Below are 26,632 nucleotides of genomic sequence, written 5' to 3'. Positions count from 1 at the left end.
GAAAACCCGTTAAGGACACAGGCCATGACTTCTGACACCCCCGGCGGCGACCGCTCCCGCGGGCTGCTCTCGCGGCTGCGCCGCGCGCGGTCGAGGCCGCGCGGCAAGGCCCGCCGTCGACTGGGCGCCACGGTCCGGCTGCTGGCCGCGCTCACCCTGGCCGGCGGCGCCTACACCGTCTTCGCGCCGGGCCTCGCGGCGCAGGACACCCCGCAGTTCAGCTCCGCGGCGCAGGAGGGCAAGGCGCTCTTCGACACGAGCTGCCTGAGCTGCCACGGCCGCAACGCGCAGGGCGTCGAGGGGCGCGGGCCCAGCCTGGTCGGCGTCGGCGCCGCCTCGGTGGAGTTCCAGGTGGGGACCGGCCGGATGCCGCTGGCCCGCCAGGAGGCCCAGGCCGAGGAGAAGCCGCAGGTCTTCACCGACGACCAGATCACCCAGATGGCCCGGTACATCCAGGAACTCGGCGGCGGGCCGCAGCTGCCCGAGGGCGACAACCTGCACCGCGACGGGGACCCGGCCGAGGGCGGCCGGCTGTTCCGGATCAACTGCTCCGCCTGCCACACCTTCGGCGGCGGTGGCGGCGCGCTCTCCTCCGGCAAGTTCGCCCCCAACCTCACGGACGCGACCGACCGGCAGATCTACGCCGCGATGCTCACCGGTCCGCAGAACATGCCGGTCTTCGGTGACAACCAGCTACGGCCGGAGCAGAAGGCCGACATCATCGCGTACGTCCAGGAGACGCTGGCCGAGGACCGCGATCCCGGTGGTCTGAACCTGGGCCGGCTGGGACCGTCCACCGAGGGGTTGGCGATCTTCCTGGTCGGCATGGTCGCGCTGGTCTTCGCTGCGCTGTGGATTGCGGGGAAGTCATGAGCACTCGTACCGACGGAGACACGCACACCACCACCGGCGAGCCGATCGACGTGAACGACCCGCAGGTCTCGCGCTTCGACATCGTCCGGGAGGGCGCCCGGCGCGACGACATCGAGATCGTCCACTACGAGCCGCAGTTCCCGGTCCCGGGCACCAGGGCCGAGCGCCGGCTCTCCCGGGTCATCACGATGATGTTCCTGCTGGTCGGCCTCTTCTCGACCGCGTTCGTGGTGGCGTACATCTGGTGGCCGTGGGAGTACGAGCCGGGCACCGGCGCCGGCAAGCTCTACACCCCGATCCTCGGCCTGACCCTCGGCCTCGCGCTGCTGCTGATCGGCGTCGGCATCCTGGCCTGGGGCAAGAAGCTGCTGCCCAAGGAGGTGTCGATCCAGGATCGGCACGTCGAGCCGGACAGCGACGAGGAACGCAAGATCACCGGCAACACGCTGCTCTACATGGCCGACGAGATGGGCGTACGCCGCCGCCCGCTGCTCGGCGTCTCGCTGCTGGCCGGTCTGGCCCCGGTCGGCGCGGTCGCCGCGGCACCGCTGATCGGCGGGCTCATCGAGCAGCCGCACAGGGACAACCAGTACTTCACCACCGGCTGGCAGCCGCAGGACGGTCGGCGGGTCCACCTGACCCACCACGACGGCGTCCCGGTACGCCCCGAGGACATCAGCCCCGGCGGGCAGATCACCGCCTTCCCCGGCATCCCGGGCGGCGCCACCAACAAGTACGCCGACTCCCCGATCCTGCTGATCCACCTCCGCGAGAGCGACGCCCAGCAGGCGAGGTCGGCGAACCTGCGGGACGGCAAGCAGGACTTCATGTGGGGCAACTACATCGCCTACTCGAAGATCTGCACGCACGCCGGCTGCCCGGCCAGCCTCTACGAGCAGCAGACGAACCGGCTGCTCTGCCCCTGCCACCAGTCCCAGTTCCTGATCACCGACAACGCCCGCCCGATCTTCGGACCCGCGAGCCGGCGGCTTCCTCAGCTTCCCCTGGCCGTTGAGGAAGGCTTCTTCGTCGCGCAGTCCGACTTCACCGAGACCGTCGGGCCCGACTTCTGGGAGCGGCCATGAAGCGTCGTAGGTTCGACCTGGCAGCGGCGCCGGGCAAGGCGGCCCGGGAGGTCGACGACCGGCTCCAGGTGAACACCCCGCTGCGGTCCCTGCTCAACAAGGTCTTCCCGGACCACTGGTCCTTCCTGCTGGGCGAGATCGCGCTCTTCTCCTTCATCGTGCTGCTGCTGACCGGCGTCTACCTGACGCTCTTCTTCGAGCCCTCGATGCGGGAGGTCAGCTACGACGGCAGCTACCGGCCGTTGCAGGGCGTGCACATGTCCGCCGCGTACGCCTCCTCCCTGGACATCTCGTTCGATATCCGGGGCGGCCTGATCATGCGGCAGATGCACCACTGGGCGGCGCTGCTCTTCATGGCGTCGATCATCGTGCACATGATGCGGATCTTCTTCACCGGAGCGTTCCGCAAGCCGCGCGAGCTCAACTGGATGATCGGCTACCTGCTCTTCTGGGTCGGCTTCCTCGCCGGGTTCACCGGCTACTCGCTCCCGGACGACGGGCTCTCCGGCACCGGGCTGCGGATCGCCTCGGCGATCATGCTCTCTATCCCGGTGATCGGCACCTGGGTCACCACGGCGATCTTCTCCGGCGAGTTCCCGGGCGAGATCATCATCAGCCGGTTCTTCATCGCGCACGTGCTGCTGATCCCGGCCCTGCTGGTTGCCCTGATCAGTGTGCACCTCGGGCTCGTCTTCAAGCAGAAGCACACCCAGTGGCCCGGCCCCGGCCGGACCAACACGAACGTGGTCGGCGAACGGATGTTCCCGCGCTACGCGCTCAAGCAGGGCGGCTTCTTCATGGTCGTCTTCGCGGTGATCGCGCTGCTCGGCGGACTCGCCCAGATCAACCCGATCTGGCTCTTCGGCCCCTACGAGGCGGCCGTGGTCTCCGCGGCCAGCCAGCCCGACTGGTACGTCATGTTCCTGGACGGGTCGACCCGGCTGATGCCACCGTGGGAGATCAACATCCCGATCGGCGACGGCTACGTCATCCCGCCGCTCTTCTGGCCCACCGTGGTGCTGCCCGGCCTGATGACCGTGATCCCGCTCTTCTATCCGTTCATCGAGGCCCGGCTGAACCGGGACCGGGCGATCCACAACCTGCTCCAGCGCCCGCGCGACGTGCCCGGCCGGACCGCCCTCGGCGCGATGGCGGTGTCGTTCTGGCTGGTGCTGACGCTCTCCGGCGCCAACGACGTGATCGCCGAGAAGTTCTACATCAGCCTCAACGCGATGACCTGGGCCGGCCGAATCGGCCTGATCATCGTCCCGCCGCTGGCCTACTACCTCACCTACCGGCTCTGCCTGGGTCTCCAGCAGCACGACCGGGAGGTACTGGCGCACGGCGTCGAGACCGGCATCATCCGGCGGCTCCCGAACGGGCAGTTCGTCGAGATCCACCAGCCGCTCGGCCCGACCGACGAGCACGGACACAGCGAGCTGGAGTACGTCGGCTGGGTGGTGCCGAAGAAGATGAACCGGCTCGGCGCGCTCGGGCCGGCGATCCGGGGCTTCTTCTACCCGATCGAGAAGCCGGCCGAGGCGCCGGTCTCCCCCGGTCACCCCCCGGTGGAGCCCCACCCCGACCGCAAGGAAATCGGCAGCGGCACCAACCGCTGACCCTGCAAGGAAGGGCCCCTTCTTATCGCATTTTGCATAGGAAGGGGCCCTTCTTAACACCCGGGATCCGCGAGCGAACGTGTCGGGGGCGGTAGCCGGGTTTCGGCGAGGTGACGAGGGCCGGGCCCAGCGTCAGGCGGCGAAGGCCATACAGCAGGCAGCGGACGCGTGGCGGAAGACCCTCCGCTGGTAGCGAGGGGCGTTCCCCTGGCTGAGACGGAACTGTCCCGCACGCCAGGAAGTCGGCGAATTGCGGGTACGCCGGACGCAGTGTCCACGCAGCTCAGGGTCACCTCGACGATAGGCGCGCTCGCACCGGTCGCGGCAGAAGATGCCCGCCGTTCGGTTGGCCGGCGGGTGACTCGGCTTGCCGGCTTCGCTACCGGAATTGTTCCCGTCGCCACGACCGGCGTGCGATCGGGGGGTGGCTCGGTCAGGTCTGGCCTGATCGCATGCCAGCTCGCCGGCCGTTCGCCGGGCACGCGCGCCAAGGTCTGGCACACCTCGGCAGCCAGTTCCCCAGGGCTGCGGTCCTGCCACCCGGAGACTCCCCCGCGTCATGGGCACCTCAACCGACCAGTCCCAGTGCACCAGGTCCCCGTCGCGGGTGATGGTCACGTCGGTTGATCCGCAGCCGTACACGCCACATCCACATCGAGCTATCGGGACGGTGCGCGGCTGCGGTGTGGCGTGAAGTCGGTTGACCGGGATCAGGACGTCGTACGGCGACCCACGATCCCATACCGGATTCCACGCAACACCGGCCGCGGCCACGACACCCACAGCCGGCCCACCGGCCAGGTCGTCCCGCCGGCAAGCCGGCGGCCCTGTGGCGCATCGGTCTCTTGCTCTGCCAACGGAGGCGATCTGAGTGCCCCTCCGATGGAAGGCCGGGTCGACTAAGGCGTGTTTCATAAGCCGGTCAGAGCCACTCGGTGATGATGGTGATGGTCAGGACGGCTTGGAAGCGGACTGCCAGCTTGTCGTAGCGGGTGGCGACGCCGCGGTGGCGTTTGAGCCGGTTGATGCCGTTTTCGACGGCGTGGCGTAGCCGGTAGAGGTCCTTGTCGAACGTGGGCGGGCGGCCGCCCTTGGAGCCTTTGGCTTTGCGGTGGGCGTCCTGGTCGGTCTTGCTGGGGATGCAGGCCTTGATCCCGCGTGAGCGTAGGTGGGCGCGGTTGCCTCGGCTGGTGTAGGCCTTGTCGGCCAGGACCAGGTCGGGACGGGTGCGGGGTCGGCCGACCCCGAGTCGGGTCACGCGGATGCGGCGCAGGACGGGGATGAACTGCGGGCTGTCGCCACGGTGCCCGGCGGTCACGATCATCGACAGGACCTTCTGTCCCTGTTCGCAGGCCAGGTGGGTCTTGGTGGTCAGCCCGCCGCGTGACCGTCCGAGGGCGTGGTCGGCTGGTTCGTCGTGCACGCCACCGGGCGACTCTTTCTGCAGGTGGCCGTCGGTGCGGGCGCCAGCGGCGTGTTGGTGGGCGCGGCTGGTCATCGAGTCCACGCTCACCGTCCAGGCGATCCGGCCGGCCGCGTCGCCGGCGGCCTGCAACGCGGCCAGGATCCTGTCCCAGGTCCCGTCGCGCTGCCAGCGGCGGAACAGGCCGTAGACGGTGGGCCAGGGCGCGTACTCGGCCGGGACGTCCCGCCATGGGGCGCCGATCCGGATCCGCCACCGGATCCCGTCGATGAGCTGCCGTTTCTCCCACTTCGGCGGCCGACCCGTTCTCGGTGCGGCAGGCAGCAGCGGGGCCAGAACAGCCCACTGCCTGTCGGTCAGGTCATGCCGCCTCGTCACCGCTACGCTGGGCACGAGGTCTCCGGTACGAAGTTCTTGCTTGGTCGCAGAACCAGATACCGGAGACCTCTTCAGTTGTCGATCACCGCCACGCCGTGACCTTGACGCCGCCAGCCCGACTTACGAAACACGCCTTAGAACGAGACGATGATGCCGACCATCGGGGGGCGGCGTAGCCGCAGCAGGCGAGCGATCCAGTTCCCCATCCGTGACATGACGTATCGACGAGCCAGCAGTTTGCGGGCCCGCGCCGTCCCGTCGCCGTCCAGCAACCGGGCCGTTCCCGTCACGCTCGGCGCATCCGGCGCCACCCTCCCGCGTACGGAGCACGGCTGCACGCGCACGTGCGGGTTGTTCCGGATCCGCTTGACCTTGCCCGAACCCGCTTCGGTCACGATCCAGAGTTCAGCACCGTGCGGTACGTGCCAGACCGGCGTGCTGACCGCGGTGCCGTCCCTGCGGTAGGTGGTCAGACTGACGTACCGGCTACGGACGATCTCGTCGGCCGCGGTCATCGTCCCAGCATAGCGAACCGTACTCTCCAGTTGACACTTTATAAAGTGCATGCTTGAGTACTGCGCATGAGATCCGCTGTCGAGGATGAGCAGCTCGATGCCCTGTTCACGGCACTCGCCGACCGCACCAGGCGCGACATCGTGGCCCGGCTGAGCGTGGGTGAGGCGACGGTCAAGGAGTTGGCAGAGCCGTATGCCATGAGCATGCAGGCCGTGTCGCAGCACCTCGGGGTGCTCGAGCGGTCCGGCCTGATCAGCCGGGGGCGGCATCGGCAGACCCGGCCGTGCCGGCTCGAACCGGCGGCGCTCGAGGCTGCGGTGTCGTGGATCGAAGAGAGCCGGCGCAGGTGGTCAGAGCGCATGGACCGGCTGGAGACACACCTCGCCCGCCTGCAGAAGCGGGAGAATCAGTGAACGACGACGAATTCGTCCACCGCCGGGTCTTCCGCGCGCCGCGCGATGTGGTGTGGCGGTGCCTCACCAGGCCCGCTGAGCTCGCGCGCTACTGGGGCCCGCGCGGCATGACCGCCCCGATCGACGGCATTGTCGTCGAGCTCCACCCTGGCGGCCGCTTCGAGACCCTGATGCTCGGCGGGTACGGCAGCCACCGGATGGTCGCCACCTTCACCGAGGTCGTCCCGCCCGAGCGGCTCGCCTGGGTCGAGCCGGCGAGCGGGTTGCACACCACCAGCACACTCAACGACCTCGGTGACGGCAGCACCGAGGTCGTCATCCATCAGCGGCACGTGCCTGAGGCGATGCGCGGGCCCGAGGGCCGCGACGGCTTTCTCACCTCCCTCGACAAGCTCCAGGAGCACCTCACCCACCTCATGCATGGAGAATGCTCGTGACCGACCTGCAGTCCTGGGTGACGCCGACCTACGACCGGCTCGCCGACATCCTCGCCGCTGCACCCGTCGAGGCGTGGGATGCCCCGTCGCTGTGCGAGAAGTGGCTCGTCCGCCACGTGACCGCGCACGTGACGATGCCGGCACGGCTTACACCCGAGCAGTTCGGGGCCGAGATGGTGGCGGTCGGCGGTGACTTCACCGCGCTCTCCGACACCGTGGCCGCGCGGGACGCCTCGCTGCCGGTGGCCGACCTCCTCGACCAGCTCCGACGCCGGGCCTGCACGCGTGGCAGCCGCCGGGCGGTGCTGCCGTCGGTGCACTGAGCATGCCGTCATCCACTCGCTGGACGTGACGATCGCGCTCGGCCATCCCGCGGTCGCACCGGAAGATGCGGTGACCGCCATTCTCGACCAGCTCACCGCCGCCAATGGCACCTGGTTCGGCGGCGCGCAGGTGACCGGGGCGCGCACCCAGCGTCAACGGCGACAGACCCCAGCCCGGATGTACGGCGCAACGGTTCTGCCGCGATTGTGGGTACCGCAGGAGGCGGTGCCTCAGTGCTCGGCGGTGCGCCGGGTGCCGGTGTAGTACTCGAAGAGCAGTCCGCAGGCGGCGAAGACCACCGCGATCAGACCGGCGGCGATCAGCCACCACTGCCAGTAGACCAGGCCGAGCCCGGCGATGGTGGCGGCCACCGCCAGCCCGAACGGCCAGTAGCTGCCCGGGCTGAAGAAGCCGACCTCACCGGCGCCGTCGGCGATCTCGGCGTCCGGCCGGTCCTCAGGACGGGGGTCGATCCGGCGCGACACGAACCAGAAGAAGCCGCCGCACATCGCGGTGAGCAGGAAGGAGAGGGCCAGTGCGACCGTACCGATCCACTCGACCCGGCCGTCCACGCCGTAGGTCCAGAACCCGTAGACGACGCCCGCGACCGCCAGGAAGAGCGAGACGACGCTGAACAGCTTCCACTCGGTCCTCATCTGCCGCTGCCCTCAGCTTCCCGCGCTCGCGTTACCGAAGTTGTTGACGTCCCGCCGGGTGTCGAACGGCCGGGTGGTCTGTGCCAGCGGCTCCTCGCCGATGGAGACCAGCGCGTCCTGGGTCGACTGACCGGCCCGCTTCGCCTCGATGAACCGGTCGTACGCCTCGGGCGAGACAGCCCGCAGCTCGAAGTTCATCATCGAGTGATAGGTGCCGCACAGCTCGGCGCAGCGGCCGACGAAGGCGCCCTCGGTGGTGAGGCTGCTCACCTCGAAGACGTTGCGGACGTTGCCGGGGAAGACGTCCCGCTTGAAGAGCAGGTCCGGCACCCAGAAGGAGTGGATGACGTCCCGGCTGGTCTCCTCGAACCGGATGCTCCGGCCGGTCGGCAACACCAGGATCGGGACCACGTCGGAGGTGCCCAGCGTCGAGGCGACCGTCTCGGCGTCCTCGCCCGGCCCGTCCAGGTAGTTGAACTGCCAGTTCCACTTGAAGGCGACGACCTCGACCGTCACGTCCGGATCGGTGGTGACCTTGTTGACCCCGGTCTGCACGATCGCCGTGTAGTAGAAGAGCACGGAGACGACCAGGATCGGCGTGATCGTGTAGAGGAACTCCATCGGCATGTTGAACCGGGTCTGCACCGGCAGCGCCTCGCCCCGCTTGCGGTAGCGGATGATGCACCAGAAGATCAGGCCCCAGACGAAGAAGCCGACCGCCAGGGCCGCGATGACCGAACCGATCCAGAGGTCGTACATCCGATTGGCCTCAGGGGTGATGCCCTCCTGCGGCCAACCGAAGCCGGCGAAGGTGCGGCCCACGTCGCAGCCGGTGAGCAGGAAGAGCAGGGCAGCGCCGCCGGCTCCGAGCCCGGCCAGCCGGCCCACCGACGGGCGCGGGCCGCGCCTCCGGGCGTCCCGGGGACTGCTCTGCCGTACGGCCGCCGGCCGTACCTCCGAACCCCTTGCGACCACCTGGTCCTGCCTCCCTAGCGCGCCGCGGCGTCGGCGTTCGTCGACACCGGCGGCAAAGGCGTCACCGACGGTCGCAGATTACTCGACCTGGGTCGGCTCACCGGCCTTGGGGTCGGTGTCCCCACCCGGCCGGGGAATCCTGCCCCGATCCCGTCGCGCGCTACGGTTTGCTGGTGAGCGAGGCGCCGGCCTACTTCGACGCGGCCTCCGCGGCACCGTTACACCCGGTAGCCCGGCAGGCGATGCTCGCCGCGCTCGCCGACGGCTGGGCCGACCCGGCCCGCCTCTACGCGCCCGCCCGCCGGGCCCGCCAGCTTCTCGACGCGGCGCGGGCGGCCACCGCCGAAGTGCTCCGGGTACGCCCCGACGAGGTCTCCTTCACCCCCAGCGGTACGGTCGCCGCGCACGCCGCTCTCCTCGGCGGCCTGGCCGGGCGGCGCCGGACGGGCGGCACCCTGGTGCACTCGGCGATCGAGCACTCCGCCGTGCTGCACGCCGCGCAGCAACACGTGGCCGCCGGCGGCACCGCCACCGGCGTACCGGTGGACCGGTCCGGGCGGCTCGACCTCGACGCCTGGTCGGCCGCGGTGGCCGGCCCCGGGGTGGCACTGGCCAGCCTGATCAGCGCAAGCCACGAGGTCGGTACGGTGCAGCCGGTCGCCGAGGCGGCGCAGGCGTGTGCGGCGGCCGGGGTGCCGCTGCACGTCGACGCCGCCCAGTCGGTGGGTCGGCTGCCGGTGCCGGAGGGCTGGTCGGTGCTGACGGCCAGCGCGCACAAGTGGGGCGGCCCGGCCGGGGTGGGGCTGCTGGTGGTCCGCAAGGGCACCCGCTGGGAGTCGCCCTATCCGGCGGACGAGCGGGAGACCGGGCGGATACCCGGGGTCGGTAACCTGCCGGCGGTGGTGGCGGCGGCGGCCGCGCTGCGGGCGGTGGCGGCGGAGGCGGCCGCCGAGGCGGCCCGGCTCGGCCCGCTGGTCGACCGGATCCGTGCCACGGTGGCGGCGACCGTGCCGGACGTGGAGGTGGTCGGCGACCCGGTGCACCGGTTGCCGCACCTGGTCACCTTCTCCTGCCTCTATGTCGACGGCGAGGCGCTGCTGCACGCCCTGGACCGGCGGGGCTTCGCCGTCTCGTCCGGCTCGTCCTGCACCTCCTCGACGCTGCGCCCGTCGCATGTGCTGGAGGCGATGGGGGTGCTCTCGCACGGCAACGTCCGGATCTCACTGCACCGGGAGAGCACCGAGGCCGAGGTGGACCGGTTCCTCGCCGAACTTCCGGGGATCGTGGCCGGGCTGCGCGCCGAGGCCGGCGTGGTCGGGCTCTAGGCCCTCCGATCGGCGCCCGGTGGACCGGTTGGCCACCAGTCGGCGCAACCGGGACAATCGTCGTAGGCGGAGCCGTAGCCGTGGCTGACAGCCGTGGGTGGACGACGGTCGGAAGGACGTATGCGAGGTGTTGGGGCCAGCCAGGCTCGTCCGGCGGGGAGGCCGCCGGTGAGCGCACCGGACGAGATCGTGGACTGTCTCGGTCAGCGCTGCCCGCTGCCGGTCATCGCGGCGGCCCGGCGGCTTCCCCGGCTGCCGGTCGGCGGGGTGCTGCGGGTGCTCGCCGACGACCCGGCAGCGGCGATCGACATCCCGGCCTGGTGCCGGATGCGTGGCCAGGAGCTGGTCGGCACCTCGACCGTGGACGGCTCCCCCGCCTACGACATCCGGCGCGCCCACTGAGCGTGGCGCTCCGCCCGGCGCCCCGCCAGGCGGCACCGCTCAGGGCAGGTGCGGGCGGACCTCCTCGGCGGCCACGTCGCCGTACGACTCGGCGAGGCGCTTGACGAAGAGGTCGGAGCGGACCTCGTACTCCTGGGTGCCGACCGTCTCCAGGACCAGCGTGGCGAGCAGGGAGCCGATCTGGGCCGACCGCTCCAGGCCGAGTCCCCAGGAGAGGCCGCCGAAGAAGCCGGCCCGGAAGCCGTCGCCCACCCCGGTCGGGTCGGCGGCCTGGGTTTCCCGGGCGATCGGCACGTGGATCGGATCGATGTCCCGGCCGGCGATTTCGACGCCGTCCTTGCCGAGGGTGGTGACCCGGACCTTGACCCGCTCGAGCAGTTGGGCGTCGGTCAGCCCGGCCTTGCTCTGCAGCAGCGACTTCTCGTAGTCGTTCGTCATCAGATAGTCGGCACCGTCGATCAGCCCGATCACGTCGGAACCGTCCATCCGGGCGAGCTGCTGCGACGGGTCGGCGGCGAAGGCGTATCCGCGCTGGCGGCACTCGTCGGAGTGCCGCAGCATCGCGTCCGGGTCGTTGGCACTGACCAGTACGAGGTCGAGCCCGCCGATCCGGTCCGCCACCGGAGCGAGTTCGATGTTGCGGGCCTCGCTCATCGCACCGGCGTAGAAGGAGGCGATCTGGCACATCTCGGTGTCGGTGGTGCAGACGAAGCGCGCGGTGTGCGCGACCTCGCTGACGTGCACCGAGGCGCAGTCGACGCCGTGCCGCTCCAGCCAGGAGCGGTAGTCGTCGAAGTCGGCGCCGACCGCGCCGAGCAGCACCGGCCGCAACCCGAGCTGTGCCATCCCGAAGGCGATGTTGGCAGCCACCCCGCCGCGCCGGAGCACCAGCTCGTCGACGAGGAAGGAGAGCGAGACCTTGTGCAGCTGGTCGGCGATGAATTGATCGGCGAACCGGCCCGGGAAGCTCATCAGGTGGTCGGTGGCGATCGAGCCGGTGACGGCGATCTTCATGTCGGCCCTCGGAGTCGAGACGGGAATACGGCCGGGTCAGCCTACCGGTACGTCGTCCGATCCGTCCCCGATCGATCGGGTACCGGCCACCTGAACGTCACCCGGCCCTCGCCGCCCGTCCACCGGCCTCCGCCGCCCGTCCAGCGGTCCTCGCGGCCAGTCCAGCAGCCTCCGCCGCCCGTCCAGCGGTCCTCGCGGCCAGTCCAGCAGCCTTCGCGGCCCGTCCACCGACCTTCGCGTCTGCACGAGCGGGGCGAGGCCGACGCGGTCGCCCCGTCGCCACGCCCGGCCGGCCGGCCGGCAGCGGGCGTGTACACCGAGCGGACCGCGCCCGGCGCGGGGGCGTGACGGACTCTCCGGGAAACGTCTCGCCACCCGCGCGGGTGCGGCCCGCTCAGGCATTCAGTATGCAGTGTCAATCGGGGCGCGCCGGCCGAAACCGGGACATAGCACCGATCAGTGGAACGAATCGCCGCACGCGCACGAGTTCTGCGCGTTCGGGTTGTCGATCGTGAAGCCCTGGGCGTCGATCCGGTCGGCGAAGTCGATGGTGGCGCCGGTCAGGTACGGCGCACTCATCCGGTCGACGACGACCTCGACCCCGCCGAAGTCGTTGACCACGTCGCCGTCGAGCGAGCGCTCGTCGAAGAAGAGCTGGTAGCGCAGGCCGGAGCAGCCGCCCGGCTGCACCGCCACCCGCAGCCGCAGGTCGTCGCGGCCCTCCTGCTCGATCAGAGCCTTCACCTTCTGCGCCGCGACGTCGGTCAGGACGACGGTGCTCGGAGCGGTTGCCGCGGTCGACTCGGTCTGCGCTGGCGTTGTCACGATGAAAGTCTCCCCTGCGCCGGTGCGATGTTTATCCGTACTGGCCAACGCTAGCCGGCTGGCCGGTGATTCCCAATGCGGGTACAAAAACGATTCTAGGCCGGTGCGACGCTGGTCACCCAGGCTCGGGTGGATTCGGTCCCGCCGCGCGGTCTGTCCCCGATGCCCGATACCGACCGTCACCTACTCCACTGCCGGGCCAGTCGGGAGGCCAGCGCCCGCAGGCCCTCCGCCGGCCGGCTCATCGCCCGCTCGGCGCCGCCGTGCTGCTCTCCGCCGAAGTGGTCGACCAGGCTGTGCGCCTCGGTCACGCCGGCCACCGCCGCCTCGCGCCGCCCCGCGCTGACCCGGCCGGCCAGCACGACGCAGGGCACGCCCCGGTCCCGGGCTGCCCCGGCCACCCCGGCCACCACCTTGCCGCGCAGCGACTGGTGGTCGAAGGAACCCTCCCCCGTGATCACCAGGTCGGCCTCCTCGTACGCGGCGTCCAGCCCGGTCAGCCGAATGACCAGCCCGATTCCGGACTCGCAGCGGCCGCCGAGCGCCAGCACCGCCGCACCGAGGCCGCCCGCCGCACCGGCACCGGGGAGTCCCGCCAGCCCGGCCGGGCAGTCGGGCAGGTCTCGCTCCAGCACCTCGGCGAAGCGGCGCAGCGCGTCGTCGAGCAGAAGGACGTCGGCGCGGGAGGCGCCCTTCTGCGGGCCGAAGACGTTCGACGCCCCGGTCAGCCCGGTGAGCGGGTTGTCCACGTCCGTCGCGGCCACCAGCTCCATGCCGCGCAGTTGCGGGCGCCCGGCCAGCCCGGCGACCGCGAGCAGCGCGGCCCCGCCGTACGGGAGGGCCGCGCCGGAGGCGTCCACCGGCACGGCGTTCAGCGCGGCCAGCAGCCCGGCCCCGCCGTCGTTGACCGCCGAGCCGCCCAGCCCGATCACGGCCCGCCCGGCCCCGGCCTCGGCAGCGGTGGCGAGCAGCGCGCCGAGGCCGAACGAGGTGGTGCGCCTCGGGTCCCGCTCCACCGGGTCGAGCAGGTGCAGGCCACATGCCTGGGCGCTCTCCACGTACGCCGTGCCGCCCTCCGGGCTCAGCAGGATCTCGCCCCGCACCGGCCGGCCGAGCGGGTCGACGGTCGGCACCGGCACCCGGCGGCCGGGCAGGGCCGTGGCCAGCACCTCCACGAAGCCCGGCCCGCCGTCGGCGAGCGGCCGCAGCACCAGGTCGTCGCCGGGCGCGACCTCCCGCCACCCGTCGCGGACCGCCTCGGCGGCCTCGGGTGCGGAGAGGGTACCGGCGAACTTGTCCGGACAGATCAGGATCCGCATGGTCGGCAAGTGTGGCAGCCCACATCCGGACAGCCGGAAAGCGGTCCTCGCTGTGGAAGCATGGAACCCGTGACTTCGACCTGGGTAGAGCCGTCCAGCACCGCAACCGCCCTGCTGCTGCTCGGCCGGGGCGCCGACCCGGCCAGCGAGCGCGGTGTCGACTGTCCCGGCGAGTTGCCGGCGCCGAGCGACCCGGACCTGGTCGACCGGGCCACGGCGGCGAAGGCGGCGCTCGGCGACCGGGTCTTCGTGCTCGGCCACCACTACCAGCGGGACGAGGTCATCCAGTTCGCCGACGTGACCGGCGACTCCTTCAAGCTCGCCCGCGAGGCCGCCGCCCGGCCGCAGGCGGAATACATCGTCTTCTGCGGTGTGCACTTCATGGCCGAGAGCGCCGACATCCTCACCGGCGACGCCCAGCGGGTGGTGCTGCCCGACCTCGCCGCCGGCTGCTCGATGGCGGACATGGCGGCGCTGCCCCAGGTCCAGGCGGCCTGGGAGACGCTGGAAGACCTCGGCGTGGCCGGGTCGACGGTGCCGGTGACGTACATGAACTCCTCGGCCGACATCAAGGGGTTCGTCGGCCGCAACGGTGGCGTGGTCTGCACCTCGTCGAATGCGGAGCGGGCGCTCGCCTGGGCCTTCGAGCGGGGCCAGCGGGTCCTCTTCCTCCCCGACCAGCACCTCGGCCGGAACACGGCGGTGCTGAAGATGGGGCTGGACGCCGACGACTGCGTCCTCTACGACCCGCACAAGCCTGGCGGCGGGCTCACCGCCAAGCAGCTCCGCGAGGCGAAGATGATCCTCTGGCGGGGGCACTGCTCGGTGCACGGCCGGTTCACCAGGAGCAGCGTCGACGAGGTCCGGATGCGGGTGCCCGGGGTGAACGTGCTGGTCCACCCGGAGTGCCGCTACGAGGTGGTGACCTCGGCCGACCGGGTCGGCTCGACGGAATACATCATCAAGACCGTCGAGGCGGCGCCGGCCGGCTCGGCCTGGGCGGTCGGCACCGAACTCAACCTGGTACGCCGGCTGGCGAACGCCCACCCGGACAAGCAGATCATGTTCCTGGACCGGACCGTCTGCTACTGCTCGACGATGAACCGGATCGACCTGCCTCATCTGGTCTGGTCGCTGGAGGAACTCGTCGCCGGCCGGGTGCCGAACCAGATCACCGTGGACCCGGAGACGGCGCACCACGCCCGGGTGGCCCTGGACCAGATGCTGGCCCTGCCGTAACGGAGACGGGACATCACGGAGAGTAATTGACGAGGTACGGATTCCTGCCTCTGTCCCCGTTTCGTGCCATCCGCCGCCCGGCGACCGTTCCTTTTTCGTAACCGAGCGCTATGCTGCCCGGGGCCGTGCAGAGAGTCCGGGCCGGACGGCGTGACCGCGCCGCCCCGACCGGGCCACGGGGCGACGGCAGTGTGGACCCGAGGGTCCACCCTCGCGGAGAGCATCGACGGATGAGCACAGCACCGACCCGCTGGAGGTTGCGTTGACCGACGACGTCCTGGTCGTACACGGGGGTACGCCCCTTTCCGGGCAGATCCGGGTGCGCGGCGCGAAGAATCTCGTCTCCAAGGCGATGGTCGCCGCCCTGCTCGGCGACGAGCCGAGCCGTCTCTTCGACGTGCCGCGCATCCGCGACGTCGAGGTGGTACGCGGCCTGCTCGGACTGCACGGCGTCAAGGTCACCGACGGCGTCGAGGACGGTGAACTGGTCTTCGACCCGGCCAACGTCGAGAGCGCCAGCACCGACGAGATCAACGTGCACGCCGGCTCCAGCCGGATCCCGATCCTCTTCTGCGGCCCGCTGCTGCACCGGCTCGGCCACGCGTTCATCCCCGACCTGGGCGGCTGCCACATCGGTCCCCGGCCGATCGACTTCCACATCCAGGCGCTGCGGCAGTTCGGCGCGATCGTGGACAAGGCGCCCGAGGGGATGCACCTGACCGCGCCGAGCGGGCTGCACGGCACCAAGTTCGAGCTGCCGTACCCGAGCGTGGGCGCCACGGAGCAGGTGCTGCTGACGGCGGTGCTCGCCGAGGGCGTCACCGAGCTACGCAACGCGGCCGTCGAGCCGGAGATCATCGACCTGATCTGCGTCCTGCAGAAGATGGGCGCGATCATCAAGGTGCACACCGACCGGGTGATCGAGGTGCAGGGCGTCGCCCGGCTGGGCGGCTACACCCACCGGCCGATCCCGGACCGGATCGAGGCGGCGAGCTGGGCGGCCGCCGCGCTGGCCACCGGCGGCCGGGTCGAGGTGCTCGGCGCCGAGCAGGCCGACATGATGACCTTCCTCAACGTGTTCCGCTCGGTCGGCGGGGCGTACGAGGTCACCGACACCCGGCCGCCCCGGCAGGGCAGCCCGGGTCAGGAGGGTGGGATCCGGTTCTGGCACCCCGGCGGCGAGCTGCGCGCGGTGGCCTTGGAGACCGACGTGCACCCGGGGTTCATGACCGACTGGCAACAGCCGTTGGTGGTGGCACTGACCCAGGCCCGGGGCCTGTCGATCGTGCACGAGACCGTCTACGAGCAGCGGCTCGGCTACACCGAGGCGCTGAACAAGATGGGTGCCACCATCCAGGTCTACCGGGACTGCCTCGGCGGTACGCCCTGCCGGTTCGGCCGCCGCAACTTCAAGCACTCGGCGGTGATCGCCGGGCCGTCGAAGCTGCACGCCGCCGATCTGGTCATCCCCGACCTGCGGGCCGGGTTCAGCCACCTGATCGCGGCGCTGGCCGCCGAGGGAACCTCCCGGGTCTACGGGGTGGATCTGATCAACCGCGGCTACGAGGACTTCGAGGCCAAGCTCGCCGCGCTCGGCGCCCACGTCGAGCGCCCCTGAGCTGCCGCAAGCGGACGGGACGACCGCCGGCAGACCCGCGAGGTGCGGGTCGGGCCGGCGGTTGGCTACCCTTTCTGCGTGCCGTCGTTGTTTCGCCGCAAGCCAGCCGACCTCGTCGACGAGGCCACCGCCGAGGTGACCCCGGACGAGGAGTCCACGCCTGCCCGCCCCCGTGGCTACACGCCGAGCAAGAAGGAGCTGGGCCGGGAGACTCCGAAGCGGCCGAGCGCCGGGCGGCGGGCGGTCGGCGACACCAGGCCGCTGACCAAGCAGGAGGTCCGGGAGCGGCGCCGGCAGGCGCGGGCCGACGCGGCAGCCGAGTTCCGCCGGGAGGGCGGTCCGCGGGACCGTGCCCCGGAGCGCGGGCTCGCCCGCGACGTGGTCGACTCCCGGCGTACGGTCGGCACCTGGTTCTTCGGCGGCGCCCTGGTGGTGCTGATCGGCTCGGCGAACACCATGCCCCCGGAGGTGCGGTTCGCCTCCAACCTGCTGTGGGGGCTGCTGGCCATCGCCCTGGTGATCGACTCGGTGCTGATCTCCCGGCGGATCAGGAAGCTGGTCCGGCAACGGTTCCCCAACACCGACCAGCGGATGGGCTCGCTCTACCTCTACGCGATCATGCGTTCGATCACCTTCCGCCGGATGCGTGCCCCGGTCCCCCGGGTCAAGCTCGGCGACCCTGTCTGACCGGGCGCACTGCTCCACGCCCCCGGCGCGGCGGCCGCCATCCCGGCCGGGACAGCGGCGGCGCATGCGACCGGCCGGACAACGGCGGCGCATGCGACCGGCCGGACAACAGCGGCGCATGCGACCGGCCGGACAACGGCGGCGGCATGCGACCGGCCGGGACAGCGGCGGCGCATGCGGTCAGTTCGGCACCGGTGTGTCGGCCGGCGCAGGCCCGCGGTACAGCCGGGCGACGACGTCCTCGATGGCGGGCTCCACGATGGCGATGTCGCGCAGCGCCACCAGCCGGGCCAGCCCGGCCACCACCTCGGAGGCGGTCGCCGACTCGCAGGCGAAGACCAACCGCCGCCCCTCCGCCTCGGCGCGCAGCAGGGGCGCGCCGGGCAGTACCGGCGGCTCGGGCAGCGGCTCGTCCAGGTCCGCCACGACCAGCCGGCGGGAGCCGTACCGCGCGTGCAGCGCCTCGATCGACCCGTCGTGCACCACCCGGCCGTGGTCGATCACCACCAGGCGCCGGCAGAGCCGCTCGATGTCGGCCAGGTCGTGCGTGGTCAGCACCAGCGTGGTGTCACCGGCGGCGCCGAGCTCGGCCAGGAAGGCCCGGACCGCCTGCCGGCTCACCAGGTCGAGCCCGATCGTCGGCTCGTCCAGGAAGAGCACCTCCGGGCCGTGCAGCAGCGCGGCGGTCAACTCGCCGCGCATCCGCTGGCCGAGCGAGAGCTGCCGGACCGGGATGTCGAGGAAGTCGTCCAGGTCGAGCTGCGCACGGCAGCGCCGCAGCCGCGCCGCGTGCTCCGCCGCCGGCACCCGGTAGACGTGCCGCAGCAGGTCGAAGGAGTCGCGCAGCGGGAGGTCCCACCAGAGCTGCGAGCGCTGCCCGAAGACCACCCCGATGCGCAGCGCCAGCCGGGTACGCTGGTCCACCGGGACCAGCCCGCAGACGCGTACCTGGCCGGCGGAGGGCGTCAGCACCCCGGTCATCATCTTGAGCGTGGTGGACTTGCCGGCGCCGTTCGGCCCGATGTATCCGACCATCTCGCCCCGGCGGATCGCCAGGTCGATCCCGTCGACCGCGCTCACCACCCGCCTGGTCCGGCGGAAGCGGCCGGCCCGGACGCGTACCGCGAACTCCTTGCGCAACCCGCGCGCCTCGATGACCGGGGACTCCGGCCGGGTCGCGGTCACGAGCCGGTGCTCCGGTAGTGCCGCACGCCGAGCCGCCAGACGGCGGCGGCGAGCGCACCGGCCGGCAGCGCCACGACCGGTGCGGCCCAACCCACCCAGCCCGGCAAACCGAGCGGGTCGGCCCGGCCGAGCAGCGCCAGCGCCGGGTAGTAGGCGACGAAACCGAACCCCAGCCCGTACGCGAAGACGTTTCGAAACCAGCCACTGTAGACGGTCATCGGGTAGGTGGTGAAGTCCCGACCACCGTAGGTGAACGCCGAGCCCACCTCGCCGGAGTCGATCCACCAGAACGAGAGCGTCGCCGCAGCCACGAAGATCGCGCCGAAGAAGACCACCCCGGCCAGCGGCGCCAGCACGGCCAGCGCCACCCGACCCGCAGTCCAGTGCAGGTCCGCGGTGGCCAGCGCCACGGCCAGCACCCCCGCCCCGAAGAGGGCGCGGGACGCCTTGCGCAGCGGCAGGTCCATCAGCAGCAGTTGGGGAAGCGCGCCGAGCGGACGGACCAGGACCGCGTCGAGCAGCCCGGTCCGGACGTACTGGCGGAGTCCCTCGACGTTGCCGACCGCCAGGTCGGCGGTGGCGAAGGCCGCCGAGGAGAGCCCCACCATCACCATCGCCTCACTCCGGTCGAAGCCGCCCAGCTCCCGGGTGACCCGGAACAGCACCAGCACCGTGAGCACGTCGAGCGCGGTGGCGCCGACGTTGCTGACCAGGTCGACCAGGAACGAGGTCCGGTACGACGCCTGCGACCGGGCCTGTCCGCGCAGCAGGGCCAGATAGGCCGGCGCCCGCCGCAGCCGGTACGGCGACTCAGCCACCCTGCACCTCAGCCACCCTGCACCACCAGCCTGCGTTCGGCCCGGCGCTGCACGGCGTGACACGCCAGCAACACCAACCCGGCCCAGAGCACCTGCACGATGACCATCGCGGCCTGGACCAGCCGTCCGTCCCGCTCGACAAGGACGTCCAGCGGCGTCTGCAACAGACTCGGGAACGGCGTGGCCAACCAGAGTGTCACGGTGATCCAGTCCGGCAGGAACCGCAGCGGAAAGTAGAGCCCGGCGAGCACACCGGAACCGAGGGTCCAGAGGATCAGCGCGCCCCGGGCGTCGTGCAGCCAGTAGGCGGTCGCGTTCACCAGGTAGCGGCAGCCGAAGCAGATCACCACGGCCAGGCCGGTGGAGAGGGCGAAGAGCGGCACCGTCTGCCACCGGGTCGGCGCGGCGAGGTCGAAGAAGAGCAGCCCGGTGAGGACCGGCGGCAGGAACCGCGTCAGCAGCGCGTACCCGGCCCGGCCGAGGTCGGTCGCCAGGTAGCTGACCACCGGATGCACCGGGCGCAGCAGGTCGCTCGCGACCTCGCCGGTGCGGATCCGGTCGGCCAGCTCGGTCCACCGCCACAGCAGTATCACGGCGAGCAGTCCCTGTCCTACCCAGACGAAGGTGGCGAGTTGCTCCGGGGTGTAGCCATTCGCCACGCCACCGGCACCGGACGCGACGGCGAGCAGGACGTAGCAACGGAGGAAGCCGAAGACGGTGTTGGTGAAGGCGCCGGCAAGGGTAGCTTGCCGATATGTAGAGTACCGACGAAACCCCGATCTGGTTATGGCAGCAAATGTCCGGAACCACGGGATGATGTTTCGGCGGATGGGTGGTGGCACAGTGGCGGTGACCGAGCCCACGCCGTTACCCTCCTTCCGCGACCACGCTGCACCAAGCCGGGCGACTTTACCCGGAACGCCCGGCTGCCCAGCGAGAATTTTCGACGAGGTGACACCCCGTGAGTGAGCGACGCGAGCCGGCTTCCCCGGCCGCGCCGCGCGCGGTCAGCCGCCTCGCCGGCGGCCCCGGGCCCGGAGCAACGGCCCGCCGGGGCGCCACAGGTCGAGACGCCGGAGTACGACCGGGAGCGCCGGTATGAGTGGGCGATACTCCGGCGGCTGGGGCGAGGCACCCGAACCCTCCTGGGCGACCGAACCGACCTCGGAGTGGGAGCCGCAGTTCCCCGGCCAGCGGTATGCCGGAGACATCGGCCACCAGCGGCGTCGCCCCGTCCGGCCCGCCGGCCGCGCAGCCGTGCCGACCGGCCGGGCCAAGGTGCCGCCACCGGGTAGCCGCCCCGGTGAGCCGGAGCCCTTCGGCCGCCCGGACGGCGCCCCGCACGCACCCGAGCCGATCCGCCAGGGCCGGCCCGACGCTGTCCCCGACGGGCACCCCGAGGCGATCCCGAACGGGCGCCCCGGACAGCCTGCCGGGCCCCGCCCGGTGGCCGCCCGGGCGGACGGACCGCCGCGCGACGCGCGCACCGGCCGCATCGACCGCTGGAGCGGCGACCGGTCCACGACTTGGGAGCCGGCGTCCGATTCCCGGGATACCACCCCTGAACCGTGGGACGAACCGTCGAACGGGCGCGCCCGGCCGCCGGCGGAGTACCGCACCGGCGGCTCGGTGCCGGTCGCCCGGGACGACCGCCGCTCGCCCCGGGCGGCGGAGCCCGGACCGCGCGGAGGCCGCGGCGACAGCGGGTTCGCGGGCGGCCGGGCGGCGTCGCAGCACGATCCCCGCCGCTCCGGAGACGACCGACCGGGCCGTTCCGCCGCCCCGCAGGAACGGCGGGGACGGTGGCTCACCGGTCCCGCCTCGGAGGAGACCCCGCCGCCGCAGGACCGCCGCCCCATGCCGTCCGACGGCCGCCCCGGACCACGGGACGGCCGGGGCCGGATCGCGCCGGGTGGACGTCCCGGCCAGATGCCGGCGGCGTTCGACGGCGCTCCCGGACCGGACCGCGCCGACGGCTGGGCCGCGCGATCCAGCGGTCCACCGCACCCGGCAGGCCGTGAGGTGCCGCCCGGTCGCACCCCGCCCCGGGCCCGGCCCGACCGTCCCGGCGCCGAGCCGCCGCCGGTCCGGCGACCCGCCGCCGGGGCCTGGCCGGCGCAGCGCGGCCCGGGTCAGGAGCCGCCGCGTGAGGGCCGGCGCTTCCCCGACCTGGGTTCCGGGCGACCGCCGGCCCGCGATCCGCGCGGCACCGATCCGGCCGGCCGGCCGGGGCCGGCGCACCGTGGTGATCGAAGCGACCGGATCGGTCCGCCCCCGCCCGGCGCCGAACGGCCAGCCGCCGAGCTGGCACCGGGATACGGCCGGCCGGACCGTCCACCGGTCCCCGGAGCCGACCGTCCACCGGTCCCCGGAGCCGACCGTCCGCCGGTCCCCGGACCCGACCGGGTGCCGCCGCGCGGCGGCCAGCAGGACGGAGCGCCGACCCGTCCGGAGCGGGGCGCGGGATATCCGCCCGCGGCCAACGCTCCGGCGGGACCGACCGAGCGGGTCGGGCCGAGCGTGCCGCCCCGGGCCGGGGAACCGGCCCGCGCCGTCGAGCAGCCGCGCCCGGTCGAGCCCGCCCGCCGGATCGAACCCACGCACCCGGTCGAGCCGGTACGCCGGGTCGAGCAGTCCCGCCCGATCGAGCCGCGCCCGGTCGACGCCGGGCGACCGGTGGAAGCGCCTCGCCCCGTGGCCCCGTCCCGCCCCGCCGAAGCGGCCCGCCCCACCGAACCGCCTCACCCGGTCGAACCGCCCCGCTACACGGAGTCCGTCCGCCCCACCGAACCGGCCCGCCCGGTCGAACCGCCCCGCCACGCCGAGTCCGTCCGCCCCACCGAACCGGCCCGCCCGGTCGAACCGCCCCGCCACGCCGAGTCCGTCCGCCCCACCGAACCGGCCCGCCCGGTCCAGCCGGCCCGCCCCGTCGACCCCGTCCGCCCCACCGAACCGGCCCGCCCCGCCGAGACGACGCAGCCGGTGGAGCCGCCACGCGAGCAGGCGGCGGGCTGGCTGACCCCGAGCGCGGCGCCGGATCCGGTTCCCCCGGCGCCCCGGCAGCCCTCCGCCGACGAGACCGGTCCGCGTCCTCCCGCCACGCCTCCCCCGTCCGCGGGCCTACGCCTGGAGTTCCTGCCCGCGCCGACGCCCACCGCCACACCCCCGACGCCGGCCACCGGCCCCGCACCCCCGCCCGCCAGCACGCCGCCGGCCGACTCCACCCCGTCCGCCAGCCCGTTGCCGGACGAGGCGGCCGGGCCGGAGAGTGGTTGGCTGGTCGAGCCAGCCGCCGCCCCGGCGGCGGATATCCTCATCGAACCCGCCTCCTCCGTCCCCTCGTCCGGCCCTCCGATCGAACCGGCCGGCCCGGGATCCGTCCCGGACACCGGACGGGCCGCCGACCTGAGTGGAACTTCCGTACCCTCCATGCCAAAGACCGGACCTGTCACGGACCACGCCCCCCTCGGGCCGCTTGACGATGCTGCCGCGACGGCCGCCTCCCCCGCCGAGCCGGGCACCGACACCACCGCCGCGAACGCCGGAGCGGACGCCGGCGCCGCCGTACCCCGACAACGGGGCGACGGCGACGCAGAGCCGGCGGCCGACGCGACCGCAGCGCCGCCCACGGCCAGCGGCGGGGACGGAGCGGCCGATCGTGGATCGGCGGAGACCGCCCCAGCAGTCGGCGCCGGCGGCCCGCCGGCCACGGCCGCCACCTCCGGCCCGCCAGCCGCCGGGCCGCCGTCCGCCGCGCCCACCTCCGGCCCGCCGCTGGCCACCTCGCCGCCCGGGTCGCCCGTCGCCGAGGCGAGCCCGGACACGGTGCTGCCGACCGGGCCGGCCGCCGGTGCGGCCACCGCGCTGAGCGCGCCCACCATGCTCACCCCGATCGTCCGGCCCGGCGGGGCGCGTGCGGCCGAGCCGAAGCCCGAGGACGTTCCGGCGGAGCCGTCGGCGACCGACCCGGAACACGTGCTGGCGTCGTACGAGTGGCGGTTCCACCACGAAACCCTGCGGGAGCTGGTCGAGGACCCGGAGGAGCTGCGGGCCATCCGGGACCGGCTGACGGAGAAGCTCGAACCGGCCAAGGACAACGCCACCCGGGCGCGGCTGCTAAGCCTGCGGGCCGTGGTCTCCCGGATCCTCGGCGACCTCGGCAAGGCGCTCTCCGACGGCAAGCTGGCGCTCGCCCACGCGGAGGCGACCGGCCAGTTGCGGCGGATCGCGATCGCGCAGGCCCGGCTGGCCCACGTCCTCCAGTGGCGGGGGGACTTCGCCGAGGCGGACCGGCTCTTCGCGGAGGCCAACTCGTCCGAGCTGCCGGACCGGCTGCGGGCCACCATGCACGAGCACGCCGGGCGGTCCTGCTACGACCAGGGCCGGTACATGGAGGCGTGCAACCACTTCGAGAAGGCCCTGGAGCTGCGCAAGGTCGAGGACCCGGATCTGATCTCCCGGACCGAGCTCGCGCTCGACGCGGTCTTCAACAAGGTCGCCAAGGACGGTTGGGGTCCGTACCCGCGCGACCGGGACGAGATTCTCCAGGTGCACAAGCCACCGGTGCCGACCTTCAGCGAGAAGGTCCAGCGCTGGGGGTACGCCGACCCCGACGGCCAGCTGGCGATCGCGCCGAGCTACGCCGACGTGCAGCCGTTCCGGGACGGCGCCGCCTGGGTACGCCGGCCGGAGACCCGGACCTGGGAGCTGATCGACGAGACCGGTGAACTGCTCGTCGAGGCCTCGGCGGGCTACCTCGGCGTGGGATCCTTCTCCGACGGACTGGCCTGGGTCTCCCGGGACGGCACCGGCGGCTGGATCGCGATCGACAAGTCCAACAAGGTGGTCATCCCGGTCGGCTTCGAGGACGTGCGCCCGTTCCGGCGCGGTATCGCCGCCGTCCGCCGGGGCGGCTGGGGCGCGGTCGACAAGACCGGCAAGGTGGTGCTGCCGACCCGCTACACCGGCTTCAGCACCGCGCTCACCGACGGCCGCTACGTCGACGGCTTCACCGACGAAGGGCTGGCGATCGTGGACGTGAACGGGCGCAAGGGCGTGGTCGACCGCTCCGGGCAGGTCCTGGTCCCGCCGGCCCATCCGGCGCTGGTCATCCACCCGGTCGCCTTCCTGGTCGGCAACGGCGCCGGGCAGTGGGGTGCGCTCGACCGCCGGGGTGAGCCACTGATCGACGCGGTCCACCCGAGCCGGAACGACGTGATGGAGGAGATCGACCGGTTACTCGCCGACACCAAGCCCGTGCTGTGATCCGCATTCCCCGCCGTGCTGTGATCCGCATTCCCCACGGCCTCGCCCGACGTGATCCACTCCGGCGCGGGGACTAGGGTCGAAGGTATGGAATTCCGACACCTTGGCCGCTCCGGCCTGCTGATCAGCGAGATCTCGTACGGCAACTGGATCACCCACGGCTCTCAGGTCGAGGAGGAGGCCGCACTCGCCTGCGTACGCGCGGCGCTGGAGGCCGGCATCACCACCTTCGACACCGCCGACGTGTACGCCGGCACCAAGGCGGAGTCGGTGCTGGGCCGCGCCCTGCGCAGCGAGCGCCGGGAAGGGCTGGAGATCCTCACCAAGGTCTTCTGGCCGACCGGCCCGGGCCGGAACGACCGGGGCCTGTCCCGCAAGCACATCATGGAGTCGATCAACGGATCGCTGCGCCGCCTCCAGACCGACTACGTCGACGTCTACCAGGCACACCGGTACGACTACGCCACGCCGCTGGAGGAGACGATGGAGGCCTTCGCCGACGTCGTGCACTCCGGCAAGGCGCACTACATCGGCGTCTCGGAGTGGAAGGCGTCGGAGATCCGGGCCGCCCACGCGCTGGCCCGGGAGCTCAAGATCCACCTCGTCTCCAACCAGCCGCAGTACTCGATGCTCTGGCGGGTGATCGAGGGCGAGGTCGTGCCGACCAGCCAGGAGCTCGGCGTCAGCCAGATCGTCTTCTCGCCGATCGCCCAGGGCGTGCTGACCGGCAAGTACCAGCCCGGCCAGGAGCCGCCGGCCGGCTCGCGGGCCACCGACAGCTCCGGCGGCGCAGGCTTCATCGCCCGGTTCATGTCCGACGAGGTGCTGACCCGGGTGCAGCGACTCAGGCCGCTCGCCGAGCAGGCGGGGCTCAGCATGGCCCAGCTCGCCGTCGCCTGGGTGCTGCAGAACCCGAACGTGGCCTCGGCGATCATCGGCGCCTCGCGCCCGGAGCAGGTGCACGACAACGTGAAGGCGTCCGGGGTGAAGCTCGACTCCGACCTGCTCAAGGCGATCGACGAGGTCGTCGACCCGATCACCGAGCGGGACCCGGCCAAGACCCAGAGCCCGGCCAAGCGCCCGTAGCGGGTGTTAGGAAGGGCCCCCGCTACGACAGAAAACGATAAGCGGGGGCCCTTCCTTACACCTCAGTTCTGCCAGAGGCGGATCATGCGGAGGCCCTCGGCGTAGAGGTGGGCGGGCAGGCCGATCAGATCGCCGGTCGCGAAGACACCGCCGAAGAACCAGCCACCCACGCGCGGGTTCCAGAGCAGGGCGAAGAGCAGGATGAAGCCGTACGGCGCCATCAGGTCGTAGCCGCGCCGCCACTGCGGGGTCAGCCACGGCTGGAGGACGTTGCCGCCGTCCAGACCGGGCACCGGCAGCAGGTTGAGGATGCTCGCGGTCAGCTGGAGGAAGGCGAGCAGCGCGACACCGGACCAGAACTCGGGGCGGGCGAAGACGTCCACCCCGATAGCGAACGGCACGACCAGCAGCAGCGCGAAGAGCACGTTGGTGGCCGGACCGGCCAGGCTGACCAGCGAGTGCCGAAGGCGGCCGGGAATCTCGTGCCGGTCCACCCAGACGGCACCGCCGGGCAGGCCGATGCCGCCGAGCAGCACCACCGCCACGGGCAGGATGATCGAGAGCAGCGGGTGGCTGTACTTGAGCGGGTTGAGGGTCAGGTAGCCGCGGTGGGCCACTCCCCGGTCGCCGGCCCGGAACGCCACCACGGCGTGGGCGTACTCGTGCAGGCAGAGCGAGACCAGCCAGCCCGAGACGACGAAGAGGAAGACGTCGAGCCGGAGGTTGCCGAACCCGTTCCACGTCATGACCCCGCTGGTGACGAAGAGCGCGACCAGGGCCAGGAAGATCGGGCTGGGCCGGAAGGCCTCCCGGGGCACGCCGAGGACCAGCCGGTCCCGGCCGCGTTGGTCGAAGTTCATCCCGGTCACTCGGCCGCCGGTTGCAGGCTCATCTTGTATTCCACCCGGTCGTCCTCGACCAGCAGCACCGAGGCGACGCCGGCGGCGGCGAGTTCACGCCAGGTCTGGCCGATCCAGGACTCGGCGTCGGCCTGGCTGCTGAACGCCTCGGCCGGTCCGGTGACCGGACCGCCGTCCGCGCCCTCGTACCGCCAGCTCCACGGCATGTCGCGTCTCCCCTCGCCGATCTTCCGCGCCGACAAACCTCCGCCAGCCTAGTCGGCCGCACGGTACGAGCCGGCCCGGAGCGC

The 26,632-nt window shown here is 72.2% G+C and carries 27 protein-coding genes; 14 read left to right on the top strand and 13 right to left on the bottom strand.

Going from position 1 to position 26,632, the window contains the following annotated elements; genetic code table 11:
* Positions 1 to 24: 24 nt before the first annotated feature.
* From ACN28C_RS14390 to ACN28C_RS14380, 3 genes are read left to right on the top strand one after another with little or no spacing between them, the layout of a single operon-like run.
* The gene (locus ACN28C_RS14390; protein WP_422773965.1) at positions 25 to 873 is read left to right on the top strand and encodes a cytochrome c; all 849 of its coding nucleotides are present in this window, start codon (positions 25 to 27) and stop codon (positions 871 to 873) included.
* Positions 870 to 1,958 carry a ubiquinol-cytochrome c reductase iron-sulfur subunit gene (locus ACN28C_RS14385; protein WP_422773964.1) on the top strand — a complete coding sequence of 363 codons (1,089 nt, stop codon included), beginning with the start codon at positions 870 to 872 and terminating at the stop codon, positions 1,956 to 1,958. Before ACN28C_RS14390 ends, ACN28C_RS14385 begins: the two co-directional genes overlap by 4 nt.
* Entirely contained in the window at positions 1,955 to 3,577 is a 1,623-nt protein-coding gene (locus tag ACN28C_RS14380; protein WP_422773963.1) for a cytochrome b, read from the top strand. The genes ACN28C_RS14385 and ACN28C_RS14380 overlap by 4 nt, the downstream gene beginning before the upstream one ends.
* A gap of 922 nt (positions 3,578 to 4,499) precedes the next feature.
* On the opposite strand, the gene ACN28C_RS14375 is transcribed toward ACN28C_RS14380, so the two are convergent.
* Both ACN28C_RS14375 and ACN28C_RS14370 read right to left on the bottom strand, forming a co-directional pair.
* Positions 4,500 to 5,378: an IS5 family transposase gene (locus tag ACN28C_RS14375; RefSeq protein ID WP_422768979.1), complete on the bottom strand. Its 879-nt coding sequence runs from the start codon at positions 5,376 to 5,378 to the stop codon at positions 4,500 to 4,502.
* Between the two features lie 134 nt (positions 5,379 to 5,512).
* Complete coding sequence (locus tag ACN28C_RS14370; RefSeq protein ID WP_422773962.1) at positions 5,513 to 5,893, bottom strand: PPOX class F420-dependent oxidoreductase; 381 nt, start codon at positions 5,891 to 5,893, stop codon at positions 5,513 to 5,515.
* A gap of 66 nt (positions 5,894 to 5,959) precedes the next feature.
* Here ACN28C_RS14370 and ACN28C_RS14365 point away from each other — a divergent pair, with 66 nt between their 5' ends.
* Genes ACN28C_RS14365 through ACN28C_RS14350 form a run of 4 tightly spaced genes read left to right on the top strand, consistent with a single transcriptional unit; the run spans position 5,960 to position 7,332 of the window.
* Positions 5,960 to 6,307 (top strand): ArsR/SmtB family transcription factor, encoded by a 348-nt coding sequence (locus ACN28C_RS14365; RefSeq protein ID WP_422773961.1) that lies wholly within the window; start codon positions 5,960 to 5,962, stop codon positions 6,305 to 6,307.
* A complete protein-coding gene (locus ACN28C_RS14360; protein ID WP_422773960.1) occupies positions 6,304 to 6,744 on the top strand; it encodes an SRPBCC family protein in 441 nt (146 codons plus the stop codon). Before ACN28C_RS14365 ends, ACN28C_RS14360 begins: the two co-directional genes overlap by 4 nt.
* Positions 6,741 to 7,067, top strand: a complete 327-nt coding sequence (locus ACN28C_RS14355; RefSeq protein ID WP_422773959.1) for a maleylpyruvate isomerase N-terminal domain-containing protein — start codon at positions 6,741 to 6,743, stop codon at positions 7,065 to 7,067. Before ACN28C_RS14360 ends, ACN28C_RS14355 begins: the two co-directional genes overlap by 4 nt.
* A 25-nt stretch (positions 7,068 to 7,092) precedes the next feature.
* Positions 7,093 to 7,332: a hypothetical protein gene (locus ACN28C_RS14350; RefSeq protein WP_422773958.1), complete on the top strand. Its 240-nt coding sequence runs from the start codon at positions 7,093 to 7,095 to the stop codon at positions 7,330 to 7,332.
* Here ACN28C_RS14350 and ACN28C_RS14345 read toward each other — a convergent pair.
* Entirely contained in the window at positions 7,299 to 7,724 is a 426-nt protein-coding gene (locus ACN28C_RS14345; RefSeq protein ID WP_422773957.1) for a cytochrome c oxidase subunit 4, read from the bottom strand. The genes ACN28C_RS14350 and ACN28C_RS14345 overlap by 34 nt on opposite strands.
* Positions 7,725 to 7,736: 12 nt before the next feature.
* The gene (coxB, locus tag ACN28C_RS14340; RefSeq protein WP_422773956.1) at positions 7,737 to 8,699 is read right to left on the bottom strand and encodes a cytochrome c oxidase subunit II; all 963 of its coding nucleotides are present in this window, start codon (positions 8,697 to 8,699) and stop codon (positions 7,737 to 7,739) included.
* A 173-nt stretch (positions 8,700 to 8,872) separates the two neighbouring features.
* Between coxB and ACN28C_RS14335 the strand changes: the two genes are divergently transcribed.
* Entirely contained in the window at positions 8,873 to 10,024 is a 1,152-nt protein-coding gene (locus ACN28C_RS14335; protein ID WP_422773955.1) for a cysteine desulfurase family protein, read from the top strand.
* Between the two features lie 168 nt (positions 10,025 to 10,192).
* Positions 10,193 to 10,426 (top strand): sulfurtransferase TusA family protein, encoded by a 234-nt coding sequence (locus tag ACN28C_RS14330; protein ID WP_421494427.1) that lies wholly within the window; start codon positions 10,193 to 10,195, stop codon positions 10,424 to 10,426.
* 39 nt (positions 10,427 to 10,465) lie between these two features.
* Here the strand turns inward: ACN28C_RS14330 and ACN28C_RS14325 are convergent, their stop codons facing one another.
* From ACN28C_RS14325 to ACN28C_RS14315, 3 genes are all read right to left on the bottom strand, one after another.
* Positions 10,466 to 11,440: a carbohydrate kinase family protein gene (locus ACN28C_RS14325; protein ID WP_422773954.1), complete on the bottom strand. Its 975-nt coding sequence runs from the start codon at positions 11,438 to 11,440 to the stop codon at positions 10,466 to 10,468.
* A 456-nt stretch (positions 11,441 to 11,896) separates the two neighbouring features.
* The gene (erpA, locus tag ACN28C_RS14320) at positions 11,897 to 12,265 is read right to left on the bottom strand and encodes an iron-sulfur cluster insertion protein ErpA (RefSeq protein ID WP_422773953.1); all 369 of its coding nucleotides are present in this window, start codon (positions 12,263 to 12,265) and stop codon (positions 11,897 to 11,899) included.
* A 179-nt stretch (positions 12,266 to 12,444) separates the two neighbouring features.
* Positions 12,445 to 13,584 (bottom strand): glycerate kinase, encoded by a 1,140-nt coding sequence (locus tag ACN28C_RS14315; RefSeq protein ID WP_422773952.1) that lies wholly within the window; start codon positions 13,582 to 13,584, stop codon positions 12,445 to 12,447.
* Between the two features lie 69 nt (positions 13,585 to 13,653).
* Here ACN28C_RS14315 and nadA point away from each other — a divergent pair, with 69 nt between their 5' ends.
* From nadA to ACN28C_RS14300, 3 genes are all read left to right on the top strand, one after another.
* A complete protein-coding gene (gene nadA, locus ACN28C_RS14310; protein ID WP_422773951.1) occupies positions 13,654 to 14,823 on the top strand; it encodes a quinolinate synthase NadA in 1,170 nt (389 codons plus the stop codon).
* A gap of 262 nt (positions 14,824 to 15,085) precedes the next feature.
* Positions 15,086 to 16,441, top strand: a complete 1,356-nt coding sequence (gene murA, locus ACN28C_RS14305) for a UDP-N-acetylglucosamine 1-carboxyvinyltransferase (RefSeq protein WP_422773950.1) — start codon at positions 15,086 to 15,088, stop codon at positions 16,439 to 16,441.
* Positions 16,442 to 16,519: 78 nt separating this feature from the next.
* Entirely contained in the window at positions 16,520 to 17,128 is a 609-nt protein-coding gene (locus tag ACN28C_RS14300; protein ID WP_422773949.1) for a DUF3043 domain-containing protein, read from the top strand.
* A gap of 180 nt (positions 17,129 to 17,308) precedes the next feature.
* On the opposite strand, the gene ACN28C_RS14295 is transcribed toward ACN28C_RS14300, so the two are convergent.
* The 4 genes from ACN28C_RS14295 to ACN28C_RS14280 all read right to left on the bottom strand — a co-directional run bounded on the left by ACN28C_RS14295 (position 17,309) and on the right by ACN28C_RS14280 (position 22,448).
* Positions 17,309 to 18,313, bottom strand: coding sequence for an ABC transporter ATP-binding protein (locus ACN28C_RS14295; RefSeq protein ID WP_422773948.1), 1,005 nt, complete (start codon positions 18,311 to 18,313; stop codon positions 17,309 to 17,311).
* The gene (locus tag ACN28C_RS14290; RefSeq protein WP_422773947.1) at positions 18,310 to 19,131 is read right to left on the bottom strand and encodes an ABC transporter permease; all 822 of its coding nucleotides are present in this window, start codon (positions 19,129 to 19,131) and stop codon (positions 18,310 to 18,312) included. The genes ACN28C_RS14295 and ACN28C_RS14290 overlap by 4 nt, the downstream gene beginning before the upstream one ends.
* A gap of 8 nt (positions 19,132 to 19,139) precedes the next feature.
* The gene (locus tag ACN28C_RS14285) at positions 19,140 to 19,919 is read right to left on the bottom strand and encodes an ABC transporter permease (protein ID WP_422774662.1); all 780 of its coding nucleotides are present in this window, start codon (positions 19,917 to 19,919) and stop codon (positions 19,140 to 19,142) included.
* 1,974 nt (positions 19,920 to 21,893) lie between these two features.
* Positions 21,894 to 22,448 carry a hypothetical protein gene (locus ACN28C_RS14280; RefSeq protein ID WP_422773946.1) on the bottom strand — a complete coding sequence of 185 codons (555 nt, stop codon included), beginning with the start codon at positions 22,446 to 22,448 and terminating at the stop codon, positions 21,894 to 21,896.
* Between the two features lie 112 nt (positions 22,449 to 22,560).
* Between ACN28C_RS14280 and ACN28C_RS14275 the strand changes: the two genes are divergently transcribed.
* Positions 22,561 to 24,396, top strand: a complete 1,836-nt coding sequence (locus ACN28C_RS14275; RefSeq protein ID WP_422773945.1) for a WG repeat-containing protein — start codon at positions 22,561 to 22,563, stop codon at positions 24,394 to 24,396.
* 87 nt (positions 24,397 to 24,483) lie between these two features.
* Positions 24,484 to 25,482: an aldo/keto reductase family protein gene (locus ACN28C_RS14270; protein WP_422773944.1), complete on the top strand. Its 999-nt coding sequence runs from the start codon at positions 24,484 to 24,486 to the stop codon at positions 25,480 to 25,482.
* Between the two features lie 62 nt (positions 25,483 to 25,544).
* Here ACN28C_RS14270 and ACN28C_RS14265 read toward each other — a convergent pair whose 3' ends face one another.
* Together ACN28C_RS14265 and ACN28C_RS14260 are read right to left on the bottom strand one after the other, a co-directional pair.
* Positions 25,545 to 26,342 carry a site-2 protease family protein gene (locus ACN28C_RS14265; RefSeq protein WP_422773943.1) on the bottom strand — a complete coding sequence of 266 codons (798 nt, stop codon included), beginning with the start codon at positions 26,340 to 26,342 and terminating at the stop codon, positions 25,545 to 25,547.
* 5 nt (positions 26,343 to 26,347) lie between these two features.
* Entirely contained in the window at positions 26,348 to 26,548 is a 201-nt protein-coding gene (locus ACN28C_RS14260; protein ID WP_422773942.1) for a hypothetical protein, read from the bottom strand.
* Positions 26,549 to 26,632: the final 84 nt, after the last annotated feature.

It is taken from the genome of Plantactinospora sp. WMMC1484 (genome assembly GCF_049315195.1).
In the GTDB taxonomy this organism is placed as follows: Bacteria; Actinomycetota; Actinomycetes; order Mycobacteriales; family Micromonosporaceae; genus Plantactinospora.
Note: the sequence above shows the minus strand (reverse complement) of the source record. Positions and strands in the feature narration are given on the sequence as shown.

Coding starts and splice junctions, on each gene's coding strand:
- ACN28C_RS14385 (WP_422773964.1), top strand. CDS start 870: ATGAGCACTCGTACCGACGGAGACACGCACACCACCACCGGCGAGCCG.
- ACN28C_RS14260 (WP_422773942.1), bottom strand. CDS start 26,548: ATGCCGTGGAGCTGGCGGTACGAGGGCGCGGACGGCGGTCCGGTCACC.
- ACN28C_RS14325 (WP_422773954.1), bottom strand. CDS start 11,440: ATGAAGATCGCCGTCACCGGCTCGATCGCCACCGACCACCTGATGAGC.
- ACN28C_RS14390 (WP_422773965.1), top strand. CDS start 25: ATGACTTCTGACACCCCCGGCGGCGACCGCTCCCGCGGGCTGCTCTCG.
- ACN28C_RS14275 (WP_422773945.1), top strand. CDS start 22,561: ATGCCAAAGACCGGACCTGTCACGGACCACGCCCCCCTCGGGCCGCTT.
- ACN28C_RS14265 (WP_422773943.1), bottom strand. CDS start 26,342: ATGAACTTCGACCAACGCGGCCGGGACCGGCTGGTCCTCGGCGTGCCC.
- ACN28C_RS14270 (WP_422773944.1), top strand. CDS start 24,484: ATGGAATTCCGACACCTTGGCCGCTCCGGCCTGCTGATCAGCGAGATC.
- ACN28C_RS14280 (WP_422773946.1), bottom strand. CDS start 22,448: ATGAGGATATCCGCCGCCGGGGCGGCGGCTGGCTCGACCAGCCAACCA.
- ACN28C_RS14380 (WP_422773963.1), top strand. CDS start 1,955: ATGAAGCGTCGTAGGTTCGACCTGGCAGCGGCGCCGGGCAAGGCGGCC.
- ACN28C_RS14370 (WP_422773962.1), bottom strand. CDS start 5,893: ATGACCGCGGCCGACGAGATCGTCCGTAGCCGGTACGTCAGTCTGACC.
- ACN28C_RS14365 (WP_422773961.1), top strand. CDS start 5,960: ATGAGATCCGCTGTCGAGGATGAGCAGCTCGATGCCCTGTTCACGGCA.
- ACN28C_RS14345 (WP_422773957.1), bottom strand. CDS start 7,724: ATGAGGACCGAGTGGAAGCTGTTCAGCGTCGTCTCGCTCTTCCTGGCG.
- ACN28C_RS14315 (WP_422773952.1), bottom strand. CDS start 13,584: ATGCGGATCCTGATCTGTCCGGACAAGTTCGCCGGTACCCTCTCCGCA.